The sequence below is a fragment of the Vreelandella neptunia genome (assembly GCF_000712975.1).
GTDB classification, from domain to species: Bacteria; Pseudomonadota; Gammaproteobacteria; order Pseudomonadales; family Halomonadaceae; genus Vreelandella; species Vreelandella qaidamensis.
The window spans coordinates 215,816-228,674 of record NZ_JHQL01000006.1 but is presented as its reverse complement, the minus strand read 5'-3'; the positions used below and the strand labels follow the sequence as shown (position 1 = coordinate 228,674).

At 52.0% G+C, this 12,859-nt stretch carries 18 protein-coding genes; 8 read left to right on the top strand and 10 right to left on the bottom strand.

Features of this window, described 5'->3' with window-relative positions; translation table 11 throughout:
• Positions 1-301: 301 nt before the first annotated feature.
• A complete protein-coding gene (locus CR46_RS0116785; protein WP_030074632.1) occupies positions 302-490 on the top strand; it encodes a hypothetical protein in 189 nt (62 codons plus the stop codon).
• Positions 491-610: 120 nt separating this feature from the next.
• On the opposite strand, the gene CR46_RS0116780 is transcribed toward CR46_RS0116785, so the two are convergent.
• Entirely contained in the window at positions 611-1,453 is an 843-nt protein-coding gene (locus CR46_RS0116780; RefSeq protein WP_030074630.1) for a Tim44 domain-containing protein, read from the bottom strand.
• A 143-nt stretch (positions 1,454-1,596) separates the two neighbouring features.
• Between CR46_RS0116780 and CR46_RS0116775 the strand changes: the two genes are divergently transcribed.
• Positions 1,597-2,172, top strand: coding sequence for an isochorismatase family protein (locus CR46_RS0116775; RefSeq protein WP_030074628.1), 576 nt, complete (start codon positions 1,597-1,599; stop codon positions 2,170-2,172).
• A 28-nt stretch (positions 2,173-2,200) separates the two neighbouring features.
• On the opposite strand, the gene yaaA is transcribed toward CR46_RS0116775, so the two are convergent.
• A complete protein-coding gene (gene yaaA, locus CR46_RS0116770) occupies positions 2,201-2,980 on the bottom strand; it encodes a peroxide stress protein YaaA (protein WP_030074625.1) in 780 nt (259 codons plus the stop codon).
• Positions 2,981-3,073: 93 nt separating this feature from the next.
• Positions 3,074-4,105 carry an NADP(H)-dependent aldo-keto reductase gene (locus CR46_RS0116765; RefSeq protein ID WP_030074623.1) on the bottom strand — a complete coding sequence of 344 codons (1,032 nt, stop codon included), beginning with the start codon at positions 4,103-4,105 and terminating at the stop codon, positions 3,074-3,076.
• A gap of 251 nt (positions 4,106-4,356) precedes the next feature.
• Here CR46_RS0116765 and CR46_RS0116760 point away from each other — a divergent pair, with 251 nt between their 5' ends.
• Positions 4,357-4,851, top strand: a complete 495-nt coding sequence (locus CR46_RS0116760; RefSeq protein WP_030074621.1) for a tetratricopeptide repeat protein — start codon at positions 4,357-4,359, stop codon at positions 4,849-4,851.
• A gap of 48 nt (positions 4,852-4,899) precedes the next feature.
• The gene (locus CR46_RS0116755) at positions 4,900-5,412 is read left to right on the top strand and encodes a hypothetical protein (RefSeq protein ID WP_030074619.1); all 513 of its coding nucleotides are present in this window, start codon (positions 4,900-4,902) and stop codon (positions 5,410-5,412) included.
• A 53-nt stretch (positions 5,413-5,465) separates the two neighbouring features.
• Here the strand turns inward: CR46_RS0116755 and CR46_RS0116750 are convergent, their stop codons facing one another.
• From CR46_RS0116750 to CR46_RS0116730, 5 genes are all read right to left on the bottom strand, one after another.
• Positions 5,466-6,017, bottom strand: a complete 552-nt coding sequence (locus CR46_RS0116750) for an LOG family protein (protein ID WP_030074617.1) — start codon at positions 6,015-6,017, stop codon at positions 5,466-5,468.
• Between the two features lie 72 nt (positions 6,018-6,089).
• On the bottom strand, positions 6,090-6,611 hold the full coding sequence (locus tag CR46_RS0116745; protein ID WP_030074614.1) for a DUF501 domain-containing protein: 522 nt from the start codon (positions 6,609-6,611) through the stop codon (positions 6,090-6,092).
• A 12-nt stretch (positions 6,612-6,623) separates the two neighbouring features.
• Positions 6,624-6,926: a hypothetical protein gene (locus tag CR46_RS0116740; protein WP_030074612.1), complete on the bottom strand. Its 303-nt coding sequence runs from the start codon at positions 6,924-6,926 to the stop codon at positions 6,624-6,626.
• Positions 6,927-6,962: 36 nt separating this feature from the next.
• Positions 6,963-7,370, bottom strand: coding sequence for an acyl-CoA thioesterase (locus tag CR46_RS0116735; protein WP_030074610.1), 408 nt, complete (start codon positions 7,368-7,370; stop codon positions 6,963-6,965).
• Positions 7,371-7,446: 76 nt separating this feature from the next.
• Positions 7,447-8,253, bottom strand: a complete 807-nt coding sequence (locus tag CR46_RS0116730; protein WP_030074608.1) for a hypothetical protein — start codon at positions 8,251-8,253, stop codon at positions 7,447-7,449.
• Positions 8,254-8,396: 143 nt separating this feature from the next.
• Here CR46_RS0116730 and CR46_RS0116725 point away from each other — a divergent pair, with 143 nt between their 5' ends.
• The gene (locus CR46_RS0116725; protein ID WP_084180529.1) at positions 8,397-8,756 is read left to right on the top strand and encodes a hypothetical protein; all 360 of its coding nucleotides are present in this window, start codon (positions 8,397-8,399) and stop codon (positions 8,754-8,756) included.
• Between the two features lie 15 nt (positions 8,757-8,771).
• On the opposite strand, the gene CR46_RS0116720 is transcribed toward CR46_RS0116725, so the two are convergent.
• Complete coding sequence (locus CR46_RS0116720; protein WP_030074604.1) at positions 8,772-9,203, bottom strand: hypothetical protein; 432 nt, start codon at positions 9,201-9,203, stop codon at positions 8,772-8,774.
• 39 nt (positions 9,204-9,242) lie between these two features.
• Between CR46_RS0116720 and CR46_RS0116715 the strand changes: the two genes are divergently transcribed.
• Entirely contained in the window at positions 9,243-10,421 is a 1,179-nt protein-coding gene (locus CR46_RS0116715; protein ID WP_030074602.1) for a MalY/PatB family protein, read from the top strand.
• A gap of 38 nt (positions 10,422-10,459) precedes the next feature.
• On the opposite strand, the gene CR46_RS0116710 is transcribed toward CR46_RS0116715, so the two are convergent.
• Positions 10,460-11,404: a co-chaperone YbbN gene (locus CR46_RS0116710; protein WP_030074600.1), complete on the bottom strand. Its 945-nt coding sequence runs from the start codon at positions 11,402-11,404 to the stop codon at positions 10,460-10,462.
• Positions 11,405-11,662: 258 nt separating this feature from the next.
• On the opposite strand from CR46_RS0116710, the gene CR46_RS0116700 reads away from it, so the two are divergent.
• Complete coding sequence (locus tag CR46_RS0116700; RefSeq protein WP_232222409.1) at positions 11,663-12,262, top strand: rhodanese-like domain-containing protein; 600 nt, start codon at positions 11,663-11,665, stop codon at positions 12,260-12,262.
• An 87-nt stretch (positions 12,263-12,349) separates the two neighbouring features.
• On the top strand, positions 12,350-12,808 hold the full coding sequence (locus CR46_RS0116695) for a DsrE family protein (protein ID WP_030074594.1): 459 nt from the start codon (positions 12,350-12,352) through the stop codon (positions 12,806-12,808).
• The last annotated feature ends 51 nt before the right edge of the window (positions 12,809-12,859 follow it).

Genomic DNA, 12,859 nt, shown 5'->3' with positions numbered 1-12,859 from the left:
CGTCATTCCCGAGTGGGGTTATCGGGAATCCACCTTGGCATTGACCTGCAGCAGCCTAAAACCACAGGTCAACATGGGTTCCCGCTGAGGGCCTGCGGGAATGACAAGGGCAGTTCACTCACGCCTTGGGGGGGCTTTTTTGCGTAATAATTTCCTGCTTCTTTCTTATTTATTCCTTTAAACAGCTGTTTTAAAAAATTAAATAACAAGAGGTTACTGTGCTGAGCTGGCATGACTGGCGCCTAGCACCTACTATATTGTGACATGTATAGTGAAGCACCATCTCAGGAGGAGAAGCGATATGAGTACCCCGTTAATGAAGAAGCTTGCAGTAGCATTACTAATGGCCTTAATGATGGGCGGTCTGGCTGCTTGTGACAATCAAGGCCCTGCAGAAGAAGCAGGTGAAAATATCGATGAGAGTATGGAAGATGCAGGCGAAAGCCTCGAAGATATGGGCGAGAATATCGAAGAATCTGCAGAAAACTAAGCAAGCTATTGGCTTACCCTAAAGCAGTGTGTCGATCTTTGCTGATAAAAAAACAGCCGCTATTTAAAAGCGGCTGTTTTGCATTTTGAAGTAATTAAGCAATGCGCTAGATTTAGGGGATTAGGCTTCAGGATTTTGCTCAATGCCTTGAAGGTACCATGGTGCCTGATCACGCATAGTGCGCGTGAGATGCCATGTTTCATTAAACTCAATCTGTTCGCCGTTCTCTTCTAAAATACCGTGGAAAATAACAGTCGCTTCTGCATGACTGTCGTATTCGCTAATGTCGCCTAGTTCTGCAAACAGCTTAATAACCTCAGTGCGGTTATTAGCAGGCTGCTCGGCGCGTTCTTGGCGTAGCAGGTTGTATAACTCTGGCGTTACATATTCTTGGATTTGGTTCAGATCATTATTGTCCCAGGCACGCTGTAGTGTCATAAAGTGCTCTTTTGCGCCGCCTAGGAACCGTTCTTTATCAAACCAAGCAGGCGTGCTTTGCAGGCCACTGGCTAGGCTGCCAGGCGTAGCTGAGAAGTTAGATGGAGCTGCTGCTTGTTGTTCCCGCTGATAGCCTGCTGCTGTTGCCGGGGCTGGCCGACGCTGCCTCATAAAAGCGCGTAAAGCAAAGACCACCAAAGCAATAATGCCAGCCATTAGCAGCAAATCCATAAGGCGTAGCTCGTCAAAGGCGCCGCCGAAGAAGAGCGCAGCCAATAAGCCACCTGCTAACAGGCCACCTATCATACCTCCCATTCCACCACGTCGTGCGGCGGCAGCTGCTTGGCCTTGCTGTTGAGTGCCCTGCGCTTGTTGTTGCGTAGGAGTGCTAGCGGGCTGATCTGCAGAGCGTGATACGCTACCCATATTACTACCGCCGCCCAAGCGACGCGCTTCAGCGTATTCGACGGCTGCGCTAAAGCCCATAACGCTAACCAGTAGCATGACAAAAAATTGCCGTAACATGTTGATTCTCCATTAATGGTGCAAAGGCAAGGTTATGCGCCCAACCAGCGGCGCGTAGAAAAAAAGAAGTGGTTAGTTTACCGTGTAAGTAGGTAAGTAAGTTATTCTGATAACACATATAAAGACAAAAATAGGAATAAAAAGTGCGCCTACATCATGATCGAAGTCTGCTGTTAATCGTCGACTTTCAAGCTGGTCTGTTACCTGTCATTGAGGGCGGCACAGCCGCAATAGAAGAGGCGTCGTGGTTGGCGGGTATTGCCAATGCGTTGCATATCCCTGTTTGGCTAACCGAGCAGTACCCTGAAAAACTTGGCGGTACATCAGCCAGGCTATTAGACGAGCTGGGGGAGCACAAAATATGGCAAAAGCATCACTTTAGTGTGATGGAGGAGCCACCCTTTGCTCAGGCGTTAGAAGCACTCTCACCGAAGCAGGTGGTCATTTGTGGGACAGAGGCACATATCTGCGTGCTGCAGAGTGCGCTTGGTTTACTAGAAGCGGGCTATCAGGTGTTTTGGCTAAGTGAGGCGACGGCGAGCCGTCGTAAGGAGGAGGCACGCCTTGCCCGAGAGCGTGCCTGTGCCAATGGTGCAGTGGCTGTCAGTGCTGATATGGTGGCTTATGAGTGGCTTTATCAGTGCGATACGCCACTATTTAAAGAGGTTCATCAACGCTTTCTCAAGCCGCGATCAGCGCGCCCTGTGACATTCTTCTAACAGCCGCTATATTCGACGCTTACCATGTTCAGCGGTCGCTTTCTCGCCGAGTGAAAACTAGCGTGTCGCCTTGAGAGGCCGCTGGATCAAACCGATACCCAGCTACATCAAAGGCAGTGAGCTGGTCAGGATCGTTTATGCGCTGCTGAATAATCCATGCACTCATCAAGCCGCGCGCCTTTTTGGCGTAAAAGCTGATGATTTTGAAGGAGCCGTTTTTCTCGTCTTTGAAGACGGGTGTAATGACGCGTGCGCTTAATTTCTTCGTATCGATCGCCTTAAAGTACTCGTTGGACGCCAGATTCACCAATACGTTTGAGCCACTTTCCTCAATGGCGTTATTAAGCGCGTGCGTTAACGTTGGTTTCCAGTGCGCATAAAGGTCGTTACCAGCGTCGTTGGGTAGTTTGGTGCCCATCTCCAGCCTATAGGCTTGGATTAAGTCTAGTGGGCGTAATAAGCCGTATAGCCCTGATAGAATGCGCAGGTGCTTCTGGGCAAATCGATTATCGTCATCACTAAAGGTGTTGGCTTGTAGTCCTGTGTACACATCCCCTTGAAACGCCTGAACCGCTGGTTTGGCGTTATCCAACGTGAATGGTGGCTGCCAGTCGGCAAAGCGTGCAGCATTTAAGCCTGCCAGTTTATCGCTTATGCCCATTAAGTCGCTAAGCTGTTGAGGAGAGTAGCCGCGCAGAATATCAATCAACGGCTTACTGTGCTCAAGGAAGTCAGGTTGGGTGACTTTTTCTGTGGTTGAGGGGGTTTCAAAGTCCAGCGTTTTGGCGGGGGAAATAACGCTCAGCATGGCGTGCTCCTTATGCCGTGACAGAAAATAGAAAAGCATTATACCAAGCCTCGGCGATGGCCGAGGCTATCGGCTTGATAGCGGAACACGTGATTAGGGGCAGGGGTTAGGCATCCGACGGTGAATGTCGTCGATAGCGGCGAGCACTTCTTCATCCAGCTTAAGGCTCTCGCTGTCGAGGTTGCTTTCAAGCTGATCCATTGTAGTGGCGCCAATGATGTTGCTAGTTAGAAAACGGCGGGAGTTGACAAAGGCCAATGCCATTTGGGCAGGGTCTAGGTCATGCTTCTTAGCAAGTTGAACGTAAGCCTGCGTTGCCGCTTCTGCTTCTGGCGAGGTATAGCGTTGAAACCGCTCATAAAGCGTCAAACGCCCTTTGGGCGGCTTAGCACCGTCAAGGTACTTGCCTGACAGCACGCCAAAGCCTAGCGGCGAGTAGGCGAGTAAACCCACGTCTTCACGGTGAGCGATCTCAGCGAGCCCGACTTCAAACGTACGGTTAAGCAGGTTATAGGGGTTTTGAATAGACGCTACCCGAGGCAACCCTAACTGCTCTGATAGCTGCAGCATGCGCATGACACCCCACGGCGTTTCATTGGAAAGGCCAATGGCGCGTATTTTACCGGCATCTACCAGTTCCTTCAGCGCTGACAGCGTTTCTTCAAGCGGCGTCGCATCTTCTTGTTCAGCGTGGGTATAGCCCAGTTTGCCAAAGAAGTTGGTTTTACGGTCTGGCCAGTGCAACTGATAAAGGTCGATATAATCCGTGTTGAGTCGTGCAAGGCTGGTATTAACGGCCTGATGCAGATGGTCGCGGCTCATTTTAGGGCCGCCACGAATATGATCTAACCCAGGGCCTGCGGCTTTGGTGGCAATAATGACATCGTCTCTAGCGCTACGTGCTTTCAACCAGCTGCCAATGTAAGTCTCTGTTAGCCCTTGCGTTTCAGCCTTTGGTGGTACCGGATACATTTCAGCGGTGTCGATAAAATTGATGCCAAAAGCGACCGCGCGATCAAGCTGCTCATGGGCCTCAGCTTCACTATTTTGTTCGCCGAAGGTCATGGTGCCTAAACAGAGCCGGCTGACTTCAATCCCGGTTCTACCCAGTGGTCGGGTTTGCATTATCGTCTCCTCAATGAAGCGAAATTGCCTCAGGATATTCACTGATGAACGCCGTGAATAATGGCGCGTGAGAGGCATGTTAGCGAGGCGCTACAAAAGCAGCAAATCAATAGGGTTGAGTCGGCGCAAAGGCAGGCGTATGCTTGCCAGCCCATCGACCAGCCTAGTGCTGGTTAATCGTATGGTTAGCGGTCAAAAAGCGGGAACGATAGCTAGCCGAAGATCTCAACAGATAGGCAGGGTGGTTTGCCATGCCGCAGGCATCAACTTTGTTTACCCGGTTAGAGTTTCGCCTAGCCGAGCAGCTGTTTCACACGCGTTGGTTATTGCCGCGTTCGCCGCGCACACAGCGTTTGACGATGCGCTTGCTTAAACGCTGCGCAGAAGCGGGACACCCCGATGCTCAGTCGATCTATGGGCATATGCTGTTTCATCGCAGCCTGTCGCCGCAGGATAAGGCGCGTGGCGCGCGTTATGTGTTAGAAGCGGCTCAAGCTGGCGATATAAAATCACAGTACCAGGCAGCGCAGATTCACGAGCACGGCTGTGTTCAGTACCCACGGCGTGAGGATTACGCGGTGACATGGTATGCCCGTGCCGCCCAATCGGGCCATTATCTGGCCGCAGAACGGTTGGCGCGCGCCTATCGGTTAGGTGAGCTAGGCTTGGCAATAGACGACGAGCAGGCGGCCTATTGGCAACGCTTGGCAGATCGTCAGGCAACAACGGGAATGGCGGCAGCCTAGTAGAGACGTCAGTGGTCTGGCCGCTGAGATCAGTGAATGAGGAAATCAGTGTCCGAGACGCTACCTACAGTGCTAGATATTGAAGCGTCCGGATTCGGTCGCGGCAGTTACCCTATTGAAGTTGGCATTGCCCGTGCCGACGGTAGCTGCTGTGCGTTTCTTATTCAGCCGTTGGATGAGTGGGTACATTGGGATCCCAAAGCTGAGCTTTTGCACGGCATTTCCCGTGAGCGTTTACAGCGAGAGGGCTATCCTGTACGCCAAGTGGCACATTGGTTAAATGACGAACTCCGTGAACTTGGAAAGGCCTACAGCGACAGCTGGGGCTATGACAATACGTGGTTGTCGCTGCTGTTTCATCATGCGGGGATGCTGCCGCGCTTTCGTTTAGAGGCATTACGTATTTTGCTCAGCGAAGAGCAGCAAGCTCTATGGAGCAGCACAAAAGAAGCCGTCATCGCTGAGCGTGGTATCCATCGTCATCGCGCTGGTGAAGATGCACGTCTGTTACAACTCACCTATCAACGTACGCTTGTGCTGACGGAAGACGCTAAGCGCTAATCGGCTGCTTTTTAATGCCGCTGTCAGAGAAGCACATTATAGTGCCTATCTTTTTAGGCCAAACTAAGTTGGGCTTCTAATGCAGCCAATAGTTGGCTAGGTGTGGATGCATCCATCAACATATCGCGGGTCGTTTGAGCTAAGAAGCCGTGGCTGACGGTGCTGTCCAAAAAGGTAAGAAGTGGGGCATAAAAACCATCGGTATCAAGTAGACCCATGGGTTTGTCGTGAAGCCCTAAATAGCCCCAGGTCCAAATTTCAAACAGTTCCTCAAACGTACCTATCCCGCCAGGTAAGGCAATAAAAGCATCAGCGTTGGCCGCCATAGTGGCTTTGCGTTCGTGCATATTTGGCACGCGTATGAGTTCCGTTAAACCAAAGTGTGCCTGCTCGCGCTCGACAAGGTGGTCTGGCATTACACCAATTACCTTGCCGCCTGCTTCCAGCGTCGCGTTAGCAAGCTCACCCATTAAACCGATGCGCGCACCACCATAAACAAGGGTATGGCCGCGGTCTGCAATGGCAGTGCCAAGCGTATTGGCGGCCTGGCGAAAAGCGGTTGTATTTCCTTCTCGCGAGCCGAGATATACACAAATTCGTGCCATAGTAAGCATCCTTATGACTGATCAGCTGCTGATGAGTAAGCGGTTAATGTTAAGCCGTTAGTGAGAGGAGTGTTAACTTAGGCAGCGCTGAACATCGTAGTGTTCGTCCATCCATTGTCCGATGACGTTATTGCCGCATAAATGGTGAGCATATTGAGTATGCAGGCAGCGAACCTGTTGCCAGTTGCTAATGCCGCCGACGCCGCGTTCGGTCAGCACGTCGGTATAACCTAACTGAGTGACCTCATCCCGCTGTGCATCGCTCATATATGCCCAGCGTGCTTTAACGTAATCACGATGGCTTTGCTGGTAAGCGTCTAGAAATTCGGGCTCCTCCTGAAGGCGTTGTTCTAGTGACTTAATGACACCAACGGCTTCAATGCGGGAAATTTCGATTTTCAGCAGATCAGAGCATAGCCAGTAAAGAGTTGGAAACGGTTTGCCATCGACAATGGGGGCCATGCGCAGCACTAGCGGAGTGCCTTTAGTGTCGGTCGCAGCAACGGCTTCAATACCGCGCGGGGCACGTCCAAGTTGTTGAGTGATAATAGCTAGCTGGCGCTCATTGGGCGCCTGGTCGGTACGAATTACCATTGCGGTGATGTCTCACTTTCGGTCATCTTGGACAAACTTATTTGAGCGGCCAACGGCGCGGAAAAAACAACGGTTTAACTGCTCGGGGGTGGCAACATAACGCCACTTCTCTTCGCAGTATTCTGCAGCTCGCGCCATTAATACATCATAAAGTCGGTTGAACGGGGCATCATAATCGTAGGGGTCTGCGCCGAACAAGCGGATATGCGGGTAGTCAGCAAAGCGATCTATAAAGTAGCGCTCAAGGTCGGCTTCAACGGCGCGATGCTGCGCCGTATTGTCAGGGTCGATCCAAAGGTTATAACGGATTGCCATGAAAATCTCCCAGCGCCCCGCCAAGCAGAGGGTGTCTTAAGCAGGCGTTGGCGCGCTGTGTAAGTGGGCGGATAGCGCATCGCGCAACTCGCCTTCAATAGGGACCGCGCGTTTTTCATGATGGTCGTATTGTACCAGTACGGTATGCCCTAGATTAGTAAGCGTACCATGCTGCCGGGCTTCTTGAGTCACTGTAAACGAGCTGGTACCTAAACGCGTCAAGTAGGTACGTAGTTCGATGTCGTGGCCGTAGAACAGTTCAGCGCGATAGTCGACTTCCATCCGGGCCATAATCAAGCGCCACTGTTTGGGGTTGAGGTCTGGCGTAAACAACCTGAATAAGTCGTTACGTGCTAGCTCAAACCAAGCGGGCAGACGGGTATTGTTAATATGGCCTAGGGCATCGGTGTCGTAAAAAGCCGGCTCAATCATACGGGTGAACATCAGGGTATCCTTATTGTTTGTTAGCTTGTTTATTCGCCATTTAGGCTAATCAGAATTACCCCTAGCGAGCGCTTGGTCAAGTAGCACGACGCTGATACCAAGCGGTTAATTGCATCCATCCCAGCAACCATAGGGTCGCGGCAGCAAAGCCTGCCAATGTGCCCCACAAAAGCCCTAGTGTGTTGTACGTATAGGAAACACATAGCGTATAACTCAGCAGCGAACCCAGCCCTATTGGGTAGTGTTTGATAACCGTTGCTACGGGAGCCACCCCATGATTGAGGTGCAGGATAAGCAAAAATGGCAGCATCGTGACAGGAAAGGCCGCCAATGTCCCTGCCCAAGCGGGTGGTAGCCAGTGTGCAAGTCGTGTAATCACGAAAATAATGACGGTGGCCAAACAGGCGCGCGCCGCTAAGGCGGATAGTGAAAAAGCACGACTGGCAGGGCTCTTTACATCAGGAATAGTGCGGAATAACACACTAAACACGGCGATGGCACATAGGGTCACAAGAGTGCCACTTAAACGCGTAAAACTGAATTGAGCAAGCACCGTGCTGACCGCGAACCATGCGATAAAGCCGCCGAATAAACCGCCCACAACGCCTTTAAATCCTGGTTGTCGGCCTGCCACCAAATAGCCAGCCCCAAGTGCCATTGTTGCAGTAAACCCAGCGAGTGTATGCACTGCGCTTTGGGTCGCAAAAAGAGGGGAAATTTCTAAACCAATAAAAAACAGGGCTAACGCCGTTCCAAGCGGATAGCCCGCTAACAGACCCGCTATACGTGGGCTGGCGCGCACTGCAATAGCGCCTAGCCCTAGTACCATGCTAATTGATAGGCCTAGTTTCGCCAGCTGCCAAGTGAGAGGAACCTCTATCATGGAGTGTTTTCCTTGCGGCTATTAAACCGTTACTATTGTTGTACAGTTGTTTGATCGACCTGCTTTGGCGCTACCGCTATTTAACTAATACCAGTTTACTATTAACAGACTAACTATTGCCTGTATGAGAGGCTGTTTCTCCCGTGACGCGATCAATCGATTCACGCACACACGCGCTTTCCCCACCTCCCAAGCCTGCCGGCTGTGAGCTGTGCCAGCGGGCGTCGCCACTGACCAAACACCACTTAATACCGCGCACCCTGCATAACAAGCCGCGTTATCAAAAACGTTACAGCCGTGAAGAGCGTCTAACCGCGATAGTGTGGCTTTGCCACCCGTGTCATAAGCATATACATCGTCTGTATAGCGAGCGCGAGTTAGCAGATCGTTTTGCCAGTCTAGAAGCGCTAATGAGTGATGATGACATACGCGCGTTTGTCGATTGGCTAGCCACCAAGCCCGCAGGCTTTAAGCCAAAGTCGTCGGTGCGCAAGCGCCATTAACTGCCCCAGCGCCAACTACACTAAGCGGAGCCCTTGTTGATCACGCCAGGCAGCTTCCAAGGCATTTTCTAGCGGCGCTTTTAGATGGGTTGGCAGTGCATCATGCGCAGCTTGAAGTGTCTCAAATGACCGATTACGTAGCCAACAGTAGGCCCAAGCACAGGCTTCGGCGTCGCTTTGCGGGGTGGGACGAGCTGGCATTTGGTTGAGCAAAAACACCGCAGTGCGTGGTGCCCAAAGTGGCATTTCGCCTTGCTCGTCGAGACTCCACTGCTCAAGTGTGGCACCGCTTGGCGTTGCATCTGGAGTACCTAACTTTGCGACCCGTGCCGTTTCAGCCAAAATAAGCGCTAGTTGATCAGTGTCGGCTTGGCCGAGCGAACGCCACTGCCGCAACAACGCAGAAAGCCCGGCGCGCATCTTGGTATAAAAGTCATCTTGCGGCATGCTCAGTCGTTACTCCCGAGAAGATAAGTGAGATCAGTTATGGCGTTTGATTTTGTCACGCCCATTGAAAGGCGCTCTCCCAAAGGGGGCGCTTCCAAAGGGCATTATGCCTCGCAAAAGTGGCACCGCTACGATGCAAATGTACTGCCGTTGTGGGTAGCGGATATGGACTTTCGCTCACCGCAGGCGGTGATTGATGCGCTACATGACCGCGTTGAGCACGGTGTCTATGGCTATGGTGAAGTGCCTGCTACATTAACAGATACTCTTTGCCAATGGAGCGCTCGCCACTATGGATGGTCTATTCAACCCGAATGGCAGCAGTGGCTGCCAGGGGTTGTGCCTGCGTTGCACTTTGCAGCCATGGCGCTAACCAAACCTGGTGACGGAATCCTCACGATTGCCCCGATTTACCCACCATTCCTGGCTGTTGCCGAGCGCACAGGACGGCAGGCCCAGCAAGCGATGTTAGCTGAGCCGACCACCCCTGGCGAGCCTTGGCAGTTGGATATTGACGCGTTAGAAGCCGCAATAACACCGCAAACCCGCCTGTTGCTGTGGTGTCATCCGCATAACCCAACAGGGCGCGTATGGAGTGATCATGAGCTGACCAAGTTGGCCTCGGTCATTGAGCGGCATGACTTATGGGTCGTCTCTGATGAGTTGCACTGCGATCTGCTGTTAAACGAGGGAGCTTCTCATCGCCCCTTGGCTGTCATGTTCCCTGAACTGGCCAAACGAATCATTACGCTGTGGGCGCCGTCAAAAACGTTCAATCTTGCGGGGCTGACCAGTGCCTGTGCGGTAATCCCGGATGCTGCGCTGCGTAAGCGCTTTGCGGCGGCCACAAAAGGCTTTTTGCCGGACGGAAATGTGTTGGGGCTAGTGGCGGCTGAAACGGCTTACCGCGAAGGTGAGCCATGGCGTCAGGCGCTGTTAGCAGTGCTGCGAGAGCATCGCGCTACGCTGCAAGCGCGAGTAGCGCTATGGCCTGGGGTGACCATGAGCGCGCCGGAATCCACCTACCTTGCGTGGCTGGATATGCGCGCAGCAGGGCTAGGCGATTCGCCCGCCAAGGCGTTATTGGAGCGGGCGGGCGTAGCGCTTTCTGATGGGGCGGCGTTTGGCTGCCCTGGTTTCGTGCGGCTTAATTTTGGAACCACCGCTTCTCAGTTAGAAGCGGCATTGGCGCGCATGGATGCGTTGTTAAAAGTCTGATCAGTACGAATCAGTACGAATTCATCAGTACGAATTCATCAGTACAGCAGAGCAAATAGCTTGCGCCGATAGGTAACGGTTAGCGGATGATCGGCACCCAGAGCGTCGAAGACTTGCAGTAAGGTTTTACGGGCCGCGTCGTCGTTATAGGCGCGGTCATCCTTCATCAAGCCCAGTAGCCCCTCAAGGCCGGCTTCGTAATGGCTATCGGCAACTTGACGCAGAGCACGCTGATACCGCGCCTCACTGTCGTTGCGATCACCTAACGCGGCGATGTCTTCGACAGAGAGTGCCTGCTCGCTAAATTCGATGCTGGCTCGTACGCCGCGGGCGGGTGCCGCATCGCGCTCTTCAGGGGGTAAATTGTCGAGCACGCTGCGGGCATCATCGCCGCGTTTCTCAGCCACCAGTGCACGTGCAAGGCCAATCTGATAGGCGTAATGCTCAGGATGCTGGCTAATTAAGGTTTGATAGATTTCGCGCGCGCCTGCTGCATCGCCCGCTGCTAATGCCTCTTCGGCTTGATCTTCTGGACTAGGCGGTGCTTCACCTGGGGCAGGGAAGTAACGGTTTAACCACTCGCGCACTTCCTTTTCAGGTAATACGCCTTGGAAACTATCGACCAAACCACCTTGGCTAACGAGCTTAACATCGGGTGCTGAGCGTACGCCTAACTGACTAGCGATTTCCGGATTAACGTCAATATCCAGTTTGCCAAGCAGGAAGGCACCCGCGTACTCAACGGCTAACTTTTCCAACACCAATAGCAGGGCATTGCCACTGGCGTTTGAAGGCGAATAACAGCCCAGTAGCACGGGCACTTGCATTGATGCTTCAAGCACTTGCTGAATATTGCCAGCGTTAAGCTCAATAATCACTTCTTCGGGTGTCACGGAAGGGCGAGCTGTGCCCGCTTCTTCGTTGCCGGTATTAGCGGGTTCCGTAGTTAACGGATTGCCGGTACGGGGGTCAATAATGGACATGGCTAAGCTCTGCATCGCTTGAAAAGGATTACTACATGATATGCAGGCAATAGAAGAAGGATTCAAGGAAACGAAGGCAAATAAAGTAAGGCAGGTCGATGATCATTGGTACAGAAGCATCATGATGAAACGTAAATGCTCGCCAACTTGGCTACCCCTTTTGGCTAGTGGCAAAACGTCGCAGGTGTTTTTATATCTTTTCAGCTACTCTAATCGCATGAGGTTATTTGCTTAGAGGTTTTTGTTATGAAAAATAGTATGAATTATAGGTCTGGGTTTTCCTTTCGTGGGGCAGCTCTGGTCACGCTAGCAGGCTTAGCCATGAGTATGGCCACTATCGCTCAAGGGGAAGAAGCAGAAGCCTATCGAGAAACACAGCTTGGTTTGTATGTAACAGCCAAAGAAGCTTATGACTTATTACAGCAAGACGAGAATGCACTGTTAATTGATGTGCGTGATCCTGTCGAAATCAAATTCACAGGGTTTGCCGCTCCTACTGATATTCATGTGCCTTGGGTGCTAGCAGACCGCTCTGAATTCGACGCAGATAAAAAGACATGGCCTATGGTGCGCAACCCTGATTTTGCTGAACAAATTAAAGCTGCACTTGAAGCGCATCAAGCAAACGACGATACCCCCATCATTGTGATGTGCCGTTCAGGAGCAACACGCAGTGCACCAGCCGCTGATCTCATTGCAGAAATGGGGTTTTCAGACGTGTACTCCGTCAGCGATGGCTTTGAGGGTGGCACGCTGGCTGAAGGCGATTCAAAAGGCGTGAGAGCACGTGATGGTTGGCGTAATTCGGGGCTGCCCTGGAGCTATGAAATTGACCCAGATGTGGCATGGCACGAATGAAAAGCGGGTAAAGACAGGCACTTTAGTCAAGATCACACCCTATAACGAAAGACAAACAACGAGCAATCTACCTTCAAGGAGATAACGATGCGTAAAACATTACTCATGTCAGGTGCATTCGCGTTAGCGCTACCCCTGGTTGCTGTTGCAGATAACCATGGTGATGAGGGCGAAAAAGCTCTAATGATTCTCACCAGTGATGCACTGCAAACCCAAACGATGGCGATGATTTTAGGCAATGCTATGCGACAGCAGGGCACAGATCTCCACATTTTATTGTGTGATGCTGCTGGTGACCTGGCCGTAGATGGCTATGAAAGCGAAGAAGCAGTAAATACCCCGCCGAGCAACCCAGCAGGGCAAGTTAAGCCAGAAGGTATGCTGAAAATGCTGATGGGCGAGGGTGTTGGTGTGGATGTCTGCGCCATTTACCTGCCTAACACCGATCACAGCGAAGAAGACCTGTTAGAAGGTGTTGGTGTGGCTGCTCCTGGCCCGATAGCTGAAATGATGCGCGACCCTGCTATTCCGGTTTACAGTTTCTAACTATTAGCGCTATCGCTCGCAATAAAAGCCGCTGTTATCGAAAGATAACGG